This window comes from Pseudaestuariivita rosea (genome assembly GCF_017592335.1).
In the GTDB taxonomy this organism is placed as follows: domain Bacteria; phylum Pseudomonadota; class Alphaproteobacteria; order Rhodobacterales; family Rhodobacteraceae; genus Parasulfitobacter; species Parasulfitobacter rosea.
Genome location: NZ_JACNMP010000002.1, coordinates 48,580 through 65,762, shown reverse-complemented (window position 1 = coordinate 65,762; position 17,183 = coordinate 48,580). Strand labels below are relative to the sequence as shown.

At 57.6% G+C, this 17,183-nt stretch carries 18 protein-coding genes and 1 other RNA gene; 6 read left to right on the top strand and 13 right to left on the bottom strand.

Features of this window, described 5'->3' with window-relative positions; all coding sequences use genetic code 11:
• Positions 1-107: 107 nt before the first annotated feature.
• The 12 genes from H7848_RS01885 to H7848_RS01830 all read right to left on the bottom strand — a co-directional run bounded on the left by H7848_RS01885 (position 108) and on the right by H7848_RS01830 (position 8,507).
• Complete coding sequence (locus H7848_RS01885; RefSeq protein ID WP_208347541.1) at positions 108-593, bottom strand: GNAT family N-acetyltransferase; 486 nt, start codon at positions 591-593, stop codon at positions 108-110.
• A gap of 74 nt (positions 594-667) precedes the next feature.
• On the bottom strand, positions 668-835 hold the full coding sequence (rpmG, locus tag H7848_RS01880) for a 50S ribosomal protein L33 (RefSeq protein ID WP_007814563.1): 168 nt from the start codon (positions 833-835) through the stop codon (positions 668-670).
• A gap of 95 nt (positions 836-930) precedes the next feature.
• Positions 931-1,380 carry a PAS domain-containing protein gene (locus H7848_RS01875; RefSeq protein ID WP_208347540.1) on the bottom strand — a complete coding sequence of 150 codons (450 nt, stop codon included), beginning with the start codon at positions 1,378-1,380 and terminating at the stop codon, positions 931-933.
• Between the two features lie 95 nt (positions 1,381-1,475).
• Positions 1,476-1,952: a PAS domain-containing protein gene (locus H7848_RS01870; protein WP_208347539.1), complete on the bottom strand. Its 477-nt coding sequence runs from the start codon at positions 1,950-1,952 to the stop codon at positions 1,476-1,478.
• A gap of 69 nt (positions 1,953-2,021) precedes the next feature.
• An RNA gene (rnpB, locus tag H7848_RS01865) (RNase P RNA component class A) lies at positions 2,022-2,381 on the bottom strand.
• 12 nt (positions 2,382-2,393) lie between these two features.
• Positions 2,394-3,011: an N-acetylmuramoyl-L-alanine amidase gene (locus H7848_RS01860; RefSeq protein WP_336512051.1), complete on the bottom strand. Its 618-nt coding sequence runs from the start codon at positions 3,009-3,011 to the stop codon at positions 2,394-2,396.
• A gap of 65 nt (positions 3,012-3,076) precedes the next feature.
• Positions 3,077-3,745 carry a hypothetical protein gene (locus H7848_RS01855; RefSeq protein ID WP_208347538.1) on the bottom strand — a complete coding sequence of 223 codons (669 nt, stop codon included), beginning with the start codon at positions 3,743-3,745 and terminating at the stop codon, positions 3,077-3,079.
• Positions 3,746-3,776: 31 nt separating this feature from the next.
• Positions 3,777-5,264, bottom strand: coding sequence for an Asp-tRNA(Asn)/Glu-tRNA(Gln) amidotransferase subunit GatA (gatA, locus tag H7848_RS01850; RefSeq protein ID WP_208347537.1), 1,488 nt, complete (start codon positions 5,262-5,264; stop codon positions 3,777-3,779).
• Positions 5,264-5,551, bottom strand: a complete 288-nt coding sequence (gene gatC, locus H7848_RS01845) for an Asp-tRNA(Asn)/Glu-tRNA(Gln) amidotransferase subunit GatC (protein ID WP_208347536.1) — start codon at positions 5,549-5,551, stop codon at positions 5,264-5,266. Before gatC ends, gatA begins: the two co-directional genes overlap by 1 nt.
• 66 nt (positions 5,552-5,617) lie before the next feature.
• Positions 5,618-6,274 carry a ceramidase domain-containing protein gene (locus tag H7848_RS01840; RefSeq protein ID WP_208347535.1) on the bottom strand — a complete coding sequence of 219 codons (657 nt, stop codon included), beginning with the start codon at positions 6,272-6,274 and terminating at the stop codon, positions 5,618-5,620.
• Between the two features lie 279 nt (positions 6,275-6,553).
• Entirely contained in the window at positions 6,554-7,225 is a 672-nt protein-coding gene (locus H7848_RS01835) for an imm11 family protein (RefSeq protein WP_336512053.1), read from the bottom strand.
• 46 nt (positions 7,226-7,271) lie between these two features.
• Entirely contained in the window at positions 7,272-8,507 is a 1,236-nt protein-coding gene (locus H7848_RS01830; RefSeq protein WP_208347531.1) for a glycerate kinase type-2 family protein, read from the bottom strand.
• Between the two features lie 343 nt (positions 8,508-8,850).
• On the opposite strand from H7848_RS01830, the gene H7848_RS01825 reads away from it, so the two are divergent.
• The 6 genes from H7848_RS01825 (at position 8,851) to H7848_RS01800 (ending at position 15,762) form a co-directional block, all read left to right on the top strand.
• Entirely contained in the window at positions 8,851-10,440 is a 1,590-nt protein-coding gene (locus tag H7848_RS01825) for a peptide ABC transporter substrate-binding protein (RefSeq protein WP_208347529.1), read from the top strand.
• Positions 10,441-10,696: 256 nt separating this feature from the next.
• Positions 10,697-11,620: an oligopeptide ABC transporter permease OppB gene (gene oppB, locus H7848_RS01820; RefSeq protein WP_208347527.1), complete on the top strand. Its 924-nt coding sequence runs from the start codon at positions 10,697-10,699 to the stop codon at positions 11,618-11,620.
• 3 nt (positions 11,621-11,623) lie between these two features.
• Positions 11,624-12,748, top strand: coding sequence for an ABC transporter permease (locus H7848_RS01815; RefSeq protein ID WP_208347525.1), 1,125 nt, complete (start codon positions 11,624-11,626; stop codon positions 12,746-12,748).
• Between the two features lies 1 nt (position 12,749).
• Positions 12,750-14,378: an ABC transporter ATP-binding protein gene (locus H7848_RS01810; RefSeq protein ID WP_336512050.1), complete on the top strand. Its 1,629-nt coding sequence runs from the start codon at positions 12,750-12,752 to the stop codon at positions 14,376-14,378.
• Positions 14,379-14,403: 25 nt separating this feature from the next.
• On the top strand, positions 14,404-15,225 hold the full coding sequence (locus H7848_RS01805; protein WP_208347521.1) for a tetratricopeptide repeat protein: 822 nt from the start codon (positions 14,404-14,406) through the stop codon (positions 15,223-15,225).
• A gap of 105 nt (positions 15,226-15,330) precedes the next feature.
• Entirely contained in the window at positions 15,331-15,762 is a 432-nt protein-coding gene (locus H7848_RS01800; protein ID WP_208347519.1) for a hypothetical protein, read from the top strand.
• 443 nt (positions 15,763-16,205) lie between these two features.
• On the opposite strand, the gene H7848_RS01795 is transcribed toward H7848_RS01800, so the two are convergent.
• Positions 16,206-17,030 carry a hypothetical protein gene (locus H7848_RS01795; protein WP_208347517.1) on the bottom strand — a complete coding sequence of 275 codons (825 nt, stop codon included), beginning with the start codon at positions 17,028-17,030 and terminating at the stop codon, positions 16,206-16,208.
• Positions 17,031-17,183: the final 153 nt, after the last annotated feature.

The window sequence follows — 17,183 nt, the reverse complement described above, 5'->3', positions numbered from 1 at the left end:
AATTGGTGAGATCAGCAAAAGATACCCCGTACGCATCAAATCATACTCCTTCAAACCAGCGACGTTTCACCGGCAAGACTGACGCGCCCGCAGCGATCCCGCGAGTCTTACAACGTTTTCTGCATCTGAACCGCCGGAAAGATCATACCGCCCCGCAGTTTGACGTCGATGGGCCCAAGCGTCACGAACCCTTGCGACGCGTAAAACGGCACTGCCGTTCGCGTCGACATGCAATTCAGAACCGCCACGCCCGAGGTCTTGGATATATCAAAGATATGCTGCATCAATTGCCGCCCGATCCCCTGCCGAACGTGCCGGTGGTCCGTGACCACGTGACGAATATCGGCCACAGGGGCTGATCGCGATGCCGTCCAGCCGCCTGCCCCCACAATCAGCCCCCCGTCGGTTTCGGCGACATAATAGGTACCGCTGGCCAAAAGACTGGGCCGTGCGCGGCTGATCACAGGCAGGGCCGTGACCAGAACCGAGGGCGGGTAGTCGTTTTTCAAAAGCTTTGGATAGCTGCGAGATAACAGCAGATCCACTTGTGGAATATCTGCGCGTGTGGCCACCCTGACCGTGAATTGGGTCATCCCCGTGCCTCCAAAAGCAAAAAGCCACGCATCACGCGTGGCCCTTGTAATCCCCATGTGTCTGAAAGGTCGGCTTACTTGATTTTGCCTTCCTTGTACTCGACATGCTTGCGAACCACCGGGTCGTACTTACGCACGACCATCTTTTCGGTCATTGTACGCGCATTTTTCTTGGTCACATAGAAGTGCCCCGTGCCCGCGGTCGAGTTCAGACGGATTTTAATCGTGGTCGGCTTCGCCATGATATCTCTCCTGCAGCAAACCCGGCATCGGGCTGCCAAAAACTGTTCAAGCCCCGCCTTTTAAGCAGTTGCCAACGGCTGTCAACCGGATTCGGTCAAGTTTTCGGGGCGCCGCTTAGGTTTGCCGTAATGTCCTGTGACACGACCAGCAGCGCTGCAACACTTCCGCCGGTATCAAAGATCGGTGATAGGCTGACATCCCACTTACGGTCGTTGCCCCTGCGTGTTTCCCGCAGCGCCTGAAACCGCATCGACGCCCCCTTGGCGCCGCATCCCACCGCATCCTGCATCGCGGCATGGGCACTGTCGGGCCAGATCGACCACCAGCTTTGTCCGATGACATCCTGCGTCTCTTCCAGTTCCAGCAAATCCAGTCCCGGAGGATTGATGTTCAGAATCACGCCGTCGCTTGTCAGAAGTTTGACGCAATCCTGCGACGCCGCGAAAAAGCCATCCAGTGCCCGCAGTTGGTCAAGCGACAACGATCCAGCCAAAGCCTGCAAGGCACTTGGCGGTATTGAAGATGCGGATGACTGGCTTTGCATCTATTTTTGTCCTTTCACGGCGATCAGGGCTTGGGTGTCCCCAGTTTACGCCAGTATAGAACCGATTTAGATCAAGAATAAATACAACTTAATGATCAATTCGCACCATAGCGGCACAAACACCCACCGCATGGGGCGCATCCGCTGCGTTGGCCACTGACATCGCGCGACACAGCAAGGATCTTGTCGACACGCCCGTTCGGGCAATATATCGCCCGCACTGTCACATCCCAACACCGCATATTGTGCTTCATCGTGGGGCAACCGGCCTCGAACTGGACGATTTCACCTGCGCGGGCCCGTTCAAACGCAGATTTGACGAAAGACTGCGATTCTTCTGGCCAAAGGTCCCACCATTTATGTCCGACCACCTTGAAAAAATCGTCAATCTCCATCGCGCACATACCGTTCTCGCTCATGAAATTCAGATTGCCATGCAGATCCAAGACCTTAACACAGTCCGGCGTCATACTAAGATGGGCCAAAACGAACGAGGGAAGATTTTCGCCAACACAATCCAGAACAATAGAATCAACAATGGCTTTGTGGATAACGTCTTCAATCTCAGTCACTGTTACCTCCTAAAACTGCACGCTTAAGTTGATAATGATTCTTTATGGTCACAATTTGACGTAAAGTTAGCGCACGGCGGGCGTGTAAGCCGGATTCTGTCCAAGGTGTGACCTTGGGATGGCCATTCATCTTAATTCACCGTTACCGATGAACCTCTGGCTGCCAACCCGAACCCCGGGGCTGAAGCGGCCCAGATGGGGTTCCTATTTGGCATTGCTCCCGGTGGGGCTTGCCGTGCCGGTCCGGTTGCCCGTCCCGCGGTGGGCTCTTACCCCACCGTTTCACCCTTACCCCGCAAGGCGCGGGGCGGTTTGTTTTCTGTGGCGCTTTCCCTGGGGTTGCCCCCGCCGGGCGTTACCCGGCACCGTCGCTTCATGGAGTCCGGACTTTCCTCGGGCCATGCGACCCGCGGCCATCCAGCCCACCGTGCAAGGGTGCAGTTAAGCGGTGTTTGGGTCGCGGTCAACGCCGAAGCGTGCCGACAGATCAGCCGCGGCCGCCATATCCCAATCGTCCAAGGGGCCGGTTTCATGGGGCCGGAACCGCTGGCGAAAGGCATCCAGCAGGACATCTGCCCCCAGATCAGGGTATCCAAAATTCACGAGACTTTCACAGAAGCGGTCAGCATCCGTCGGTGTCGTCGCCGTGACATTTGGCCAGACCGCAAGCCCCTGCAGCGCCAGACGCCGCCAGTCAAAGCGCCGCCCCGGATCACATTTGCGCCCCGGCGCCATGTCGGAATGACCGATGACAGCCTTTGGCGGCAGATCGAACTGTTCCAGGATCTGCCGCAGCAGGCCCTCAAGCGCGGTCATCAGTAGTGCGGCGAAAGGCGATGATCCGTCATTGGCCAACTCAATCCCGATCGACCGGGAATTGATGTCATCCAAGCCGCGCCACGACCCGACGCCCGCGTGCCAGGCACGCATCTTTGGATCGACCATTTCATAGCACGCACCATCTTCGGCAATCAGATAATGGGCTGAAACTTCGTACTGCGGATCGCACAAGCGGTCCATCGCTGCCTGCGCACTATCCATCGCGGTATAGTGCAACACCACAAACTGAACCCCGGCCCCGGCTTTGCGCGGGCCGAAGTTGGGCGACGATCGCTTTATGATGTTCAGTAGCGCACCTGACGGAAAGGCGACGGATCCCAGGCACAGGCAAAGCCGTCGCCATCCGGATCAAGCGCCTTGCGATCCCGTTCCGGGCCACCGCTGGCCAGAAAATCCTCTTGCGCGACGTCGGACGACGGATATTGCGCACAGGCGCGAATAGACCGGTTTTCCAGGTTGATCCCGCGCCGCCTATATAAGCTGTCACCCACATTATGCGTCGTGCTTAGCGCATATTGCACGATATTCGGGCGATCTCCGGCCTGGGACCGGTCCGGCAATTCCGTGGGCTGAACCACCTGGTATTGCTGACGCTGGCGTTCCAGGCGTTCTGCGTCGCTTTCGATCGTTTCACGTTCTGACACGACCTCGAAATCGTTTTCCTGCGATATCGATCCATCACTGTTGCGCAGCGGTTCAGACTGGGCGGTGCCTTGCCCCAAAGCTGCCGTCGTGGCGGCGGCGATCTGTTCTGCCTCGGACTGTGGCCGTTCGTTGGAAATGGCGGCTGGTGGCAAAGACGCCCTGACGCTGCTGCTCAGCGCTGCATCCCGCACGCGCTGCTGTTCGCGATAGTTGTCATAATCGCTGAATCCGACGCCACTTTGTTGGGTTGTGGGTTCACAGGCCGCAACACCCAAAAGCGCTGCGGTGCCCAAAATCAATGCTCTCATGCCTGCATTTCCATTTTTGTTTTTTAGTGCTTTACCACCATTTCGACGGTTTTTCCACAAATCCTGTCGATTGTTCCAAACAATATGCAAAATTCAGCATTTCATCTTCGGCCCAGGGTTTACCGATCAACTGCAGACCTAACGGCAGACCCTGCTTGTCCAGGCCCGCAGGCACGGCAACACCGGGCAATCCGGCCAGGTTCACGGTCACCGTAAAGACGTCATTAAGGTACATTTGCACAGGGTCCGCATCGCTCATCTCGCCCAGGCCAAAAGCGGCCGAGGGCGTGGCGGGCGTCAGGATTGCATCGATGCCCTGATCGAACACCTGTTCGAAATCGCGCTTGATCAGTGCCCGCACTTTGCGCGCGCGATTGTAATAGGCGTCATAGAAGCCCGCACTAAGGACATAGGTGCCCACCATGACACGGCGCTTGACCTCGTCCCCGAAGCCTTCGGCGCGGGTTTTTTCGTACATCTCGGTGATGCCATCGCCCTGCGCCAGCTTGGCCCGGTGCCCAAAGCGGACACCGTCATAACGCGCCAGGTTCGACGATGCCTCAGCCGGGGCAATCACATAGTAAGCCGGCAGCGCGTATTTGGTGTGCGGAAGTGAGATATCGACAATCTCGGCCCCTGCGTCGCGCATCATCTCGCGGCCCTGTTCCCATAGCTTTTCAATCTCATCCGGCATCCCGTCCATACGATATTCCTTGGGGATGCCGATTTTCTTGCCACGGATATCGCCCGTCAGCGCGGCCTCAAAATCCGGCACAGCCAGATCTGCGCTGGTCGAATCCTTGGGATCATGGCCGCACATCGTCTGCAGCATGATCGCCGCATCGCGCACGGTTTTGGTCATGGGCCCCGCCTGATCCAGCGAGCTGGCAAAGGCGACAATCCCCCAGCGCGAACAGCGACCATAGGTGGGTTTGACACCCGTAATCCCGACAAAAGCCGCCGGTTGCCGGATCGACCCACCGGTATCGGTGCCCGTCGCCGCCAGACACAGATCTGCCGCAACCGCCGCCGCCGACCCGCCCGACGACCCGCCGGGGGTCAGGGCCGTGTCTTCGTTCCCGCGCCGCCAGGGGTTGACCACATCGCCATAGGTTGAGGTTTCGTTCGACGACCCCATGGCAAATTCATCCATGTTCAGCTTGCCCAGCATCACCGCGCCCGCATCGAACAGGTTCTGCGTGACGGTGGATTCATACTCCGGCTTGAACCCGCCCAAAATGGCCGAGGCCGCCTGCGACGGCACGCCCTTGGTGCAAAACAGGTCCTTGATGCCCAGGGGAATGCCGCACATATCGGGCGCATCGCCGCCCTTGATACGCTCATCCGCCGCCTTGGCCTGATCCAGCGCAATCTCGGGCGTGTTGTGGACAAAGGCGTTCAGGGCCTTGGCGCCCTCAATCTCACTCAGGCAGGCCTCGGTCAGTTCAACCGCGGTCACATCACCGGTGCGCAGTTTATCGCGGGCCTCGGCAATCGTCAGTTTTGACAGTTCGCTCATTATTCCACCACCTTCGGCACGGCAAAGAACCCCTCACGCGCGTCGGGGGCGTTGGCCAGAACCTTGTCCGGCTGATCACCATCGGTCACCACGTCTTCGCGCCGTTTCAGCCGCATGGGCGTGACCGAGGTCATCGGCTCAACCCCCTCAACATCAACCTCATTGAGTTGTTCGATAAACCCAAGGATCGTGTTGAATTCCTGCGCCAGCGCGGGCAGCGCATCATCTTCGACCTGAATGCGGGCCAGTTTGGCCACGCGGCGGGCGGTTTCCGTGTCGATTGACATGGGGGGTACTCTCCGTTCTGCGTCGGGTTTCGTTTAGCGCCACATCGCGGCAATGCCAAGCGGATGTCAGGCCCGTCCGGTCGCAATCATGTGTTTTCTGTAAACCTCGATCATCCAGCCCAGCATGATGCCGTTCAGAATATGCCACATGAAATGCGTGCCCAATGGCAATGCCGCGCACAGGGGTTCGTCCAGCGTGCGGAACGTCAACGACGCAATCAGGATCAGCGCCCCGATCAGCAGACCCCGCGACACCTGCGGCAACCGCTGGCCCAGAAACGCCGCATAAAGCAGGATCAGCAGCGGCACGGGCCAATAGGCGGCCGAGGGTTCCGTGATCGGGATCAGGTTGAAAATCGGGATCATCATACCGGCGTAAGGGATGAACAGCAGCGTCGCGCCCAGTGCCGCCCACAAGCCGAAATTCAGGTAATGATAATTCGCCACAAAGACATAGACCAGAATAAACAGCGCAATCGGCACCACATCCGCCGTCACCGCCCAGACCGTAGCGTGGGTGTGAAACAGATAGGACCCCACCCCAATCGCCGCCAGTATCCCGACCAGCAGATAGGCCAGCGGCAACCTGGTGCCCCGCAACCGCCAAAGCATCACCAAAGCCGCAATCAGAAAGGCCGCGTTGGTCACGGCATTGATCGGCTCGGACCAATAGGTCAGATCCGTCCGTTCGCAATAGGCATCAAACTGCTGCGTCCAATCCATCTGACCATCCCCGCCCGCGTTGGTGTGGTTATATATGGTGCAGTTCTGCAGAACTCAAAAAGGTAATCTAGAGCATCATCCTAAAAACCTGCAATGCTTTATCCGCCCATCTCGCCCGGTGGGCGCCACCGGGCAGCGCCCGACCCGCCCCCCAGGGCGGGCGCTTTCAGCACCCACCCTCGAGCCGGTCGCTGCCCTCAGCTCTCATCAAACACATTTCAGATTTTTAGGACGATGCTCTAACCCTTCAATCCAGCGCCTTTTATCGCCCACGCCATACTATACTTCCTTCATTTGATAATGCTTTGGCAGCCGCAGCCCTTGTTTCGCAGCGCTGGCCTCTAGTGTGTCGGACAGAAAGATATCGGGCTGCGACAGCTTCTGTTCCCTCCAAAGATGGGCGCCGCCGATGGCGTCATGCGATACTGCCAGGCCGGTGATGGCCTTTTTGATGGGGGCGATGCCGCGATAGTTCTCGTATCCTTCAATCCTATAGCACCCATCCTTGCTGTGATCCGGGTTGAAGGTGTCCAGAAACTGCCCAATTCGCAGGCCATAGTAGTTACCCGGATAGACCTTATTTCGCGGCATTGAGATTTTGATAGGCCAGAACTGGTGCACGCCGGGCTCAAGCTCTTCAATGAGCAATTTCAGTCCTTCATCAACCGCCAGAAGCCCGCCGTTCAACATTATCAGCGAACCTAATGTTTTGTATCCCTTTGCTGTTCTAAACTCTTTCGGACACCATTCTTGCCTCACTTCGCCATGCTCATTTCGAAACCGGTTTGTGAAATTGGTAAGGTCGAAACTTCGTGTCATTCCTAGCTTTGCTTTTTCAGCATCGGTTAACTCCTCAAAGTATTGGCGTCTCAATTCCTCGTACCAACCAACATAGCTCACCTCCGGAAAGAACGCTCCAAAGCTGCTCGGCTCGTGCATGCCCCATGCCATATCAATCACTCCCTCTATTCCCGCCTTTGTGGCGGTGTCTGAAATCTTATTTCCCGCCCGACCACCGGATCAGCACCCCAAGATCAGCGACGTTCGTGCCCGTCGCGCCTGTGATCAGCAGATCATCCGCGGCCTGCAGAACGGCGTAGCTATCGTTATTCGCCAGCATCGCCTGCACGTCGCAACCGGCAGCGCGGGCGTGCGTCAGGGTGCCTGCGTCGACCAATCCCCCTGCGGCGTCGGTGGGGCCGTCACGACCGTCCGTGCCGCCCTGCAGATACACCCAATCCGTCCAGCCGTGCTGTTCGGCCAGCAGGGCCACCCGCAACGCCAGTTCCTGATTGCGACCGCCCCGCCCGTCGCCCGCCAGATGCACCGTGGTTTCGCCACCAAACAGATAGATGCCCGGACCCTGGGCGAAGCTGATGACCTTTTCGGCGGCGTCTGACACGTCGCCCTCAAGCGGGTCGGGGAAAACCACCGCCTCGGGCGCGGCCTGGGCCATGGCGTTCAAACTCAGGGCATTCGACCCGATCAGTTCGTTTTCAGCCTCGGGCAAGGGTTGCGGTTCAACAGAACGCCCCAGATGCGCCTGAACCGAAGCGGGCATTTGATCCCACAGCCCCAGGTCCTGCAAAGTCGCACGCGCCATCTCAGCTGTACCCAGCGGCGCCACTGTCGGACCACTGGCAATCGCGCGCAGGTCGTCGCCCACCACATCCGACAGGATCAGCGCACGCACCTGGGCCGGGGCCGCCAGCCGCAACATTCCGCCGCCTTTCAACCGCGACAACTGCTGCCGGATCAGGTTCATCGTCACGATATCCGCCCCGCTGGCCAAAAGCGCTGCGTTGACCGCGGCTTTCTCGGCCAAAGCAATGCCGTCCACCGGCGCGGGCAGCAGGGCAGAGCCCCCCCCGCTGATCAGCGCCAGCACCTGACCTTGGGCTTGCGACAAGGCAGTGCACACCGCATCGGCCGCCGCCGCGCCATTTTCATCGGGTACAGGGTGGCCTGCGGCGAAAACCGTGGCGCCGGGGACTTCGGTCGCATTTTCATAATTGGTCACGATCAGCACATCGCCGACCGCAGGCAAAACCGCCTGCGCCGCGCGCGCCATACGCACCGCGGCCTTGCCCACCGCGATAACCAGGGGCGCGGGGCCTGCCAAAGGCCTGGCCTGCAGTGCGGACTGAACCGCCTTGTAAGGATCGGCACAAGCCACGCCTGCGTCGAACACCCCACGCGCCACCGCGCGCTGTTTTGAAAGATCAGCAACCATATCCGTTTGATGCCCCTTTGTGACAGCGCGGTCCAGTGCGGAAAAATGGCAAAGTTTTGCCGATCAATACGGCACATCCGCTTGCGATTATGCTGCCTAATGCTTGATCACCTTGTTATATATTGCGGAAAAGCCCGTTAAAAACTCATATTATTTTCAACAGATTAGCCCTGAATTTCCAAGTTGCGTATCTGGCAGACGATTCAGTATAGTTCGCCTAATAATAGTGCAGAGTATCCTGGTTTCCCCTGCGTTAAGCTGTCCGGTCCCTTGACGATGGCGGCCTTTCGCATTGCACTTACGCAATCAAGCAAAAAGAACACCGACAGAGGAGATGTCTTGTATGCTTTTCCAACCCCTTAAGAAAACCTTGCAGGCCGCGACCATCGCAGTCGCCTGCGCCGGCGCCGTGTCGGCCGAGGTTTACATGCGCGGCAATGACAGCGACCCCGAAACGCTGGACCAGCACAAGACATCGACCGTGGTCGAAGCCAACCTGCTGCGTGACCTTTACGAAGGGCTTGTGATCTATAACACCCGCGCCGAGGTCATTCCCGGCGTGGCCACCGACTGGACGATTTCGGATGACGGTCTGGTCTACACTTTTAACCTGCGTGAAGATGCGCGTTGGTCGAACGGTGATCCGGTCACCGCGGGCGATTTCGTCTTTTCGCTGAACCGTATCATGGAACCTGCGACAGCCGCGAAGTATGCGAACATCCTGTATCCGATCAAGGGCGCCGAGGCGATCAACAAGGGTGAGGGCGAAGGCATCGAGATGGGCGTGCGCGCCGTCGATGACACAACGCTGGAAATCACGCTGGAACAGCCCACGCCGTTTTTCATCGAACTTCTGACCCACCAGACCGCCCTGCCCCTGCATCCGGCCAGTGTTGAGGAACACGGCGATGCCTTTGTCCGCCCCGGCAACATGGTGTCGAACGGGGCCTATACGCTGGTGTCTTTCACCCCCAACGACAAAATCGTCATGCAGAAGAACGAGATGTTCCACGACGCTGAAAACGTGGCAATTGAAGAGGTGCATTTCATCCCCTTCGAAGACCGCGCCAACTGCGCCCGTCGGTTTGAAGCAGGCGAGGTGCACAGCTGTTCCGACATCGCGGCCGAGCAGATCGGCGATCTAAGGGACCGTCTTGGCGACCGTGTGCGTGTTGCACCCTACTTGGGCGTTTACTACTATGGCGTGAACTCGGCCCGTGAGCCTTTCGACGATGTGCGCATCCGTCAAGCGCTGAGCATGACCATGGATCGTGAATTCTTGGCCGAAGAAATCTGGTCTGGTGCAATGCTGCCTGCCTATAGCTGGGTTCCGCCCGGCATCGGTAACTATGTCGATGAACAGCCAACGCTGGACTATGCCGATCTGCCAATGCTGGACCGTGAAGACCGCGCGATCGAGCTGATGATCGAGGCAGGCTATGGCCCCGATAATCCTCTGGACGTCGAAATTTCCTACAATACGTCAGAAAACCACGAACGCACAGCGAATGCGATTGCTGATATGTGGGCACCGCTTGGTGTGAATGTGACCTATCAGGTCCGCGATGCTTCGGCCCACTACGCCATGTTGCGTGATGACAAGATTCACGATGTGGCGCGTGCCGGCTGGATCGGCGATTACTCTGACCCGCAGAACTTCCTGTTCCTGAACCGGGCCGATAACCCTGGCTTCAACTATGGCGCCTATGACAACCCCGAATATGACGGGTTGCTGGATCAGGCGGCTGCCACGGTTGATCTGGAAGAGCGCGCGCAAATCCTGGCCGAGGCCGAGGCGATGTTCCTGCGCGATGTGCCGCAAATTCCGATCCTGTTCTACTCCTCGAAGTCGCTGGTGTCCGACCAGCTAAGCGGGTGGGACGACAATATCCAGAATGTGCACCCGACACGCTTCCTAAGCCTGTCGAACTGATAAAACCCGCCGCGGGCGTTACGAAAAGGAATGGAACAGGAATTCTGAAGGAAGTTGATCAAAGAACCCGCCCGGTGGGCACCACCGGGCAGCGCCCGACCCGCCCACGTCACGCCAAAGGCGTGCTTACAGCACGACGGGCGGGCGCTTTCAGCACCCACCCTCGGGACGGTCGCTGCCCTCTGATCTTAAAAACGAACTTCAGCGTTCCATTCCTACCCTCTCAATCGCCCGCAGCATTGCTCGGACATCCCACATGCTGCGCTATATCTTTCGCCGTCTGCTCGGCGCCATACCGACGTTATTTCTGATCGTCACCACAGCGTTCTTTCTGATCCGCATCGCGCCGGGTGGCCCCTTTGACGCCGAACGCGCGCTGGAACCTTCGGTTTTGGCCAACCTGAACGCTTACTTCCACCTGGATAAACCGCTCTATCAGCAATACTTCCTGTATCTGTGGAACCTGTTGCAGGGCGATATGGGCCCCAGCTTTTTCCGCCGTGACTTTTCCGTGCAGGAACTGCTGGCCGCTGGTCTGCCTGCGTCAATCACTCTGGGCACATTAGCGCTGCTGACCGCGATTGTTTTCGGCAGCATCCTGGGCTGCATCGCCGCCCTGCGTCAGAACAGCTGGATCGATTATACCGTCGTCGCCACCGCCACCTTTGGGATCACAGTGCCGAATTTCGTTGTCGCCCCCCTTCTGGCGCTGGTCTTTGGCGTCTGGCTGAACCTGCTGCCCGCGGGGGGCTGGAACGGCGGTGCGCCCGCCAATCTGGTGATGCCCGTCATCGCGCTGGCCCTGCCGCAAGTCGCCGTCATCGCCCGAATGATCCGCGGCGCCATGATCGAGGCGCTGCGCTCGGACCACGTGCGCACGGCCCGCGCCTATGGCCTGCCCACGCGGATGATCGTTGTGACGCACTCGCTGCGCGCCGCCGCCCTGCCCGCCGTATCCTACCTGGGTCCCGCCGCCGCGGGCCTGCTGACCGGGTCCATCGTGATCGAACAGATCTTTGGCCTGCCCGGCATCGGACGTGAATTCGTCAACGCAGCGCTCAGCCGTGACTATACGCTGGTGATGGGCACGGTGATCGTGATCGCGGTCTTTGTGCTGATCTTCAACCTGATCGTTGACATCCTTTATGCCGCGCTTGATCCGCGCGTCCGCTACGAGTGACCCATGGCTGATATACAAATCGACGAACTTGACCTTGGCACCAGCCGTTCGCTTTGGGCAACGGCCTGGCTGCGCCTGCGCAAGAACAAAGCGGCGATGGTGTCGTTGGGTGTGCTAATCATCTATGTGCTGATCGGCATCTTCGGGCCGATGATGACGCCCTATGGCCATGACCAGACCTTCCGCGATTTCACCCGTGAACCCGCCAGTCTGGAACGCTACCCCCGCGTGGACGAAATTGTGCCCGCTGCAGAAAGGGTTGTGACCAGATCGCGCCTGCAAGCCGAAGAGATCGTGCTGGACGGCGACACGATCACCATCACCGCCACATCCCGGCGTGAAATGGACGAACGCGTGACGCGGTACATCGACCGGTCCGATATCTTTTCGAACACCCGCATTCTGGAAATGTCAGACGACAATCTGCGCGTGACCATGCAGGCCGATGTAAACCGTTATCTGTTCATATTCGGCACAGACACCAACGGACGTGACCAATTGGCCCGTCTGGCGATTGCGATCCGCATATCCTTGCTTGTCGGTGCGGCGGCAACAGTTGTGGCGCTGGCCATCGGCGTGCTTTACGGCGCGATTGCGGGCTTTATAGGCGGCATGACCGACAACATCATGATGCGCATTGTCGATATCCTCTATTCGCTGCCCTTCATCTTTTTCGTCATCCTGCTGGTGGTGTTTTTCGGCAATAATGTCTTTCTGATGTTCATCGCCATCGGCGCGATTGAATGGCTAGATATGGCCAGGATTGTGCGCGGTCAGACCCTGTCATTGCGCAGGCGAGAATTCGTCAGCGCAGCCGAGGCAATGGGCGTCAGGCCGATCTCGATCGTGAAACGCCACATCATCCCCAACACCCTTGGCCCGGTGATCGTCTACACCACGCTGATGGTGCCCAAGGTGATCTTGCTGGAATCCTTTCTGTCGTTCCTGGGGCTGGGCGTGCAGAACCCGCTGACCTCACTAGGGCTGATGATTTCCGAAGGATCGCGCGACATTCAGGGCACGCCCTATCTGCTGATCTATCCCGCGCTGGCGCTGACCATTCTACTGTTCGCGCTGAACTTCCTGGGCGATGGCCTGCGCGACGCACTTGACCCAAAGGACCGCTGACGTGACCGAAACCATCCTTGATCTGAAAGACATCACCGTCAGCTTCGACACCCCCGATGGCACGGTCGAGGCCGTGCGCGGCGTCAACATGCAGGTCCATCAGGGCGAAACCGTTGCAATCGTGGGCGAAAGCGGGTCCGGCAAAAGCCAGGCGATGATGGCCGCGATGGGTCTTTTGGCCGACAATGGCACCGCCACCGGGTCGGCGATGTACCGCGGGACCGAGTTGATCGGGCTGCCTCTGGCTAGAATAAACAAGATCCGCGGCGCCAAGATCACGATGATCTTTCAGGAACCCATGACATCGCTCGATCCGCTTTACACCATTGGGCAACAAATCTGCGAACCGCTGCAGGTGCATGGCAAGCTGTCACGTGCCCGCGCCAAAGCCCGCGCGCTGGAACTGCTGGAACTGGTGCAAATCCCCAATGCGGCCGAACGGGTGAAGGCCTATCCGCATGAACTGTCGGGCGGTCAGCGTCAACGCGTGATGATCGCCATGGCGCTGGCCAATGACCCCGACCTGCTGATCGCCGATGAGCCGACAACGGCGCTGGATGTGACCATTCAGGCCGATATCCTGGGGCTGCTGGCCGATCTGCAAAAGCGTTTGGGCATGTCGATCCTTTTCATCACGCATGATCTGGGCATCGTCGATGCTTTCGCCGACCGCGTCTACGTTATGCGCCACGGGCAAGTGGTCGAGGAAGGCCCGACCGATCAGATTTTCAACGCCCCGAGCGAGGACTACACAAAACTGCTGCTGGCGGCCGAGCCCGAGGGCGAAAAAGCCCCCGTCCCAGACACTGCGCCCGAAGTGTTGACCGCCGATGATGTGGTCGTGACCTTTGGCAGCGGCGGCGGTTTTCTGGGTGGCAAACGACGCGAAGTCAAGGCCGTGAAACACGTCAGCCTGTCGCTGCACAAAGGCCAGACGCTTGGCATCGTGGGCGAAAGCGGGTCCGGCAAATCGACCCTGGGCCGCGCGATCTTGCAGCTGTTGCCCGCAACCGGCCGCGTGGTCTTTAGCGGTCACGACATCAGTGGCCTGACGCCACATCAGATGCGCGCCTACAGGCGTGATCTGCAGATGGTGTTTCAGGACCCCTATGGGTCGCTCAGCCCGCGCATGACGGTGGGTGAGATCATCACCGAAGGGCTGCTGGTCCATGAACCGGGTATCAGCGGCAAGGAACGCGACCAGCGCGCGATGGACGCCCTGCGCGCCGTTGATCTGGACCCCAATGTGCGCCGCCGCTTCCCGCATGAATTTTCCGGCGGCCAGCGCCAGCGCATCGCCATCGCGCGCGCGGTGATCCTACGCCCGACGGTGATGGTGCTGGATGAACCGACCTCGGCGCTGGACCGGTCTGTGCAAAAGCAGATCATCGCACTGCTGCGGGATATCCAGCAAGAGCTTGACCTGTCCTACATATTCATCAGCCATGACCTGTCCGTCGTGCGTGCGATGTCGGACACGGTGATGGTGATGAAAGACGGCGACGTCGTTGAACAGGGGCCCACGCAGACGATCTTTGACAACCCCCGCAGCGACTACACCCGCCACCTGATGCGCGCGGCCTTTGACCTGAAATCGGTGCTGCGCGAACATATCGAGCTTACTGGATAATATTTTCTAAAAAGCGGCAAAAAAAATGAGCAACTTGGACAAGCTTATCAGTATACGGGAACGTCTTTGGAATACTTCCGGTTTCTTTTCTCCATCGGAATGTCTGGCCGAGATCAGTGAACTTGAAAACAATTGTGATGCTAAAGCCCTTGATCACCGTGAGGGCGCTGAAATCGCCTATCTACGCGGCTATATCTACAAGCGTCAGCACAAATATGCATTATCAAACGACGGGTATTTCAAAGCTCTGAAATATAATGATAAAGAACCATTCTTGGCCGCAGATGTCGTACTGAACACACGCTACGCACTTGTTACGAATTATACAGAGTTGGGCCAATACGCCGAAGCCATTGATCTCATTGAAACTATTTTAGCAAATTCGGAACCATCATCATCCATATCTGAAGATACAATAGCTATCATTAATGGAACACTGGCATTTTGCCTACACGAAGTTGGCCGGTTCACAGACGCTTTGCAAGTCAACAAAAGTGTTCTTGCCGTTGAGGAGCGCCTTTTCGGTTCAAAAGGTTATGAACTTAAGAAAGTTCTTACAAATATCGCACAGAATTATTACGAACTTCACCGCTACGATGAGGCTCCGAATGTCTTGCGAAGGGCTTTGAAACTTAGTGAAATACATGAAGACAAGGATGGTATAAACGAGTTTCTTTTCCAATTGGGTGTCGTTGCCTTTGAGGCGGGCCGGTACGACGAAGCAAACGAATACCTCGAACGCGCTTTACAGCACGCCAAACAAACAGAGGACCCTATTCTGATCGAAAGGGCGACCCGTAACATCAAAACTCTTTCAGAAAAATCTTGCAATAAATCTGGTGATTAAGCAGTTCATTTTGAACTTACTCAAGTTGATCTGCACAAGCCCTGCACAAACCACATACGGGGTCTGCAGGCCGCGGCGTCATATCTGTCAAAAAAGGGGACAGATATGACCGGCTATTTCACGACACGGCGTACATTGAACATCAGTCTTGGCATGGGATTGATTGGCCTGGGCTTTGGGGTCATCATGCAAATCCTGCACGTTAAATGGGATGCATTCTATCTGCCTGACCCACCGCTGTTTCTGATGGCTGCTTTTGCGGGCGGTTTTGCGGGCGGCCTGAGTTCTGCCTGGACTTTTGGCCGGTCCGGTGGGTCGGGCTTGCTGTGGGCGCTTGGGGGCGGCATTCTGGCCACAACCATCGGCGCTGCAGTCGGAGGTGCGGCCTTCAGCATCACCTTTGGCGCGCTGGTCGGCATCATGGCGGTGGCTGACGCTATGATCAGCTATCCGATAACCGTTGTGCCATGGCTTGTCATGATGCTGATCCTGCACGCCCTGACCGTCAAATGGCCTCGGCACCTGATGGCCTCCTGACTCAATTCGCCCTGAAAATTCAAAGGTTGAAAAACCTGTATCGTTGAGTATTTGGACCAAGAAGAAGGATAAGTGCCGTCTCGGAAACGCTTTGGGGTAGCGTTTCAAGCCCGAACAGGCGGAGCCCAGTAATGCACTTCACTTCTTCTTGGCAAAAATACTCATAATCCCACCGTACGCCGCCCTAAGCAGGCGTTAGCATTTCTCGTCTAAAACCCGATCCCACGACGTCGAACCAAGGAAATGGTTTTTCCAGAACTTGCGCTGCGGATTTACGACCCACAGTGCAAGCCGCCTGAAAGATCATGCATGAGACTTGAAAGCGGGGGAGTAGCGCCCCTTTCTGGCAAAACCAACCCAAAGACGGTGGCGCCACCTTTCTTATAATCATCAGCCCCAACCCCCTGCAGCCGGACCGGCCACGCGGGGCCAAGGGCGTTTGATCAGCCAACATAGCCCTGAAACAGGCGCCGTTCCATATCGCTGTTGGTTCCGGCATAAGCGATTGTCGTCATGCGCTTGAACCAGGCAGCGCAGGCAAACGACAACATGCCCGACACCAGCAGCAGTTCAACACCAGCAGCCCACAGCCGCGGATAGGCTCCGACATTAAAGGCCGGCAGCATCGTGGTCTGGACAAAGTAAGACGCAGACGCGACCAGCGCGGTATAGATGAAGGCAAGGATCAGAATAGCCGAAAACCCGCGCGCAAAGGTGCGTACACCTTGCAAATAGCCCGCGCGCTTGATGCCGGACAAACCTGTCAGGCCGAAAAACAATGCCGCACAGACAAACACAGCCTGTGTTGGCAAAGACATAAGATAGGCCTGCAGATCTGTTGATACGATGGTTGAAAACGCCTGAAGTCTCAGTTCGCCCAAACCCAGTATGGTAATATTCGTCGACAGCACATACCCAACCAGAGATGCCAAAAGAACAAAGGCCAACCCCGCCGTCGGCAGCCATGGCAAATTGGGCCAGATGTAATTCAACGGTCGACCATAGCCATCGATATCGATAACACGACCCGCAATCCTGTGCAGTTGAAAGGCCAGCAGCAAAGCCGCAAAACCTATGGCAATAGTCACAACAACCATTTGGATCGTCGTGGCCGTTACAGCATCCGGCTGCGCTCCGACGGCCGATGCGATCGGCCCCGTTACATCGGTCACCGCCGTTGTTGCGGCATCAGACAACTGCAGCGATGGCGCAAAATACAACACTGCAACAAGCAGCAGGATATATGGTAATGCATACAGCAGAACCATCAGCCCCCCGACAGGAGCCGCAATCAGATTCAAAATCAAACGACCGGTTTTCATCGCACAACAGTCCCCCAAGCGGATCCGCCGTCACAGTCATCTTGCCGTGACATCTTAGGATCAGCAGACAAATGCAGTTAACGACCCTCGATAAGACCG

Coding starts and splice junctions, on each gene's coding strand:
- H7848_RS01875 (WP_208347540.1), bottom strand. CDS start 1,380: ATGCAAAGCCAGTCATCCGCATCTTCAATACCGCCAAGTGCCTTGCAG.
- H7848_RS01815 (WP_208347525.1), top strand. CDS start 11,624: ATGGCTGATATACAAATCGACGAACTTGACCTTGGCACCAGCCGTTCG.
- oppB (WP_208347527.1), top strand. CDS start 10,697: ATGCTGCGCTATATCTTTCGCCGTCTGCTCGGCGCCATACCGACGTTA.
- H7848_RS01805 (WP_208347521.1), top strand. CDS start 14,404: ATGAGCAACTTGGACAAGCTTATCAGTATACGGGAACGTCTTTGGAAT.
- H7848_RS01830 (WP_208347531.1), bottom strand. CDS start 8,507: ATGGTTGCTGATCTTTCAAAACAGCGCGCGGTGGCGCGTGGGGTGTTC.
- H7848_RS01825 (WP_208347529.1), top strand. CDS start 8,851: ATGCTTTTCCAACCCCTTAAGAAAACCTTGCAGGCCGCGACCATCGCA.
- gatC (WP_208347536.1), bottom strand. CDS start 5,551: ATGTCAATCGACACGGAAACCGCCCGCCGCGTGGCCAAACTGGCCCGC.
- H7848_RS01800 (WP_208347519.1), top strand. CDS start 15,331: ATGACCGGCTATTTCACGACACGGCGTACATTGAACATCAGTCTTGGC.
- H7848_RS01855 (WP_208347538.1), bottom strand. CDS start 3,745: ATGAGAGCATTGATTTTGGGCACCGCAGCGCTTTTGGGTGTTGCGGCC.
- H7848_RS01840 (WP_208347535.1), bottom strand. CDS start 6,274: ATGGATTGGACGCAGCAGTTTGATGCCTATTGCGAACGGACGGATCTG.
- H7848_RS01795 (WP_208347517.1), bottom strand. CDS start 17,030: ATGGTTCTGCTGTATGCATTACCATATATCCTGCTGCTTGTTGCAGTG.
- H7848_RS01835 (WP_336512053.1), bottom strand. CDS start 7,225: ATGGCATGGGGCATGCACGAGCCGAGCAGCTTTGGAGCGTTCTTTCCG.
- H7848_RS01885 (WP_208347541.1), bottom strand. CDS start 593: ATGACCCAATTCACGGTCAGGGTGGCCACACGCGCAGATATTCCACAA.
- gatA (WP_208347537.1), bottom strand. CDS start 5,264: ATGAGCGAACTGTCAAAACTGACGATTGCCGAGGCCCGCGATAAACTG.
- rpmG (WP_007814563.1), bottom strand. CDS start 835: ATGGCGAAGCCGACCACGATTAAAATCCGTCTGAACTCGACCGCGGGC.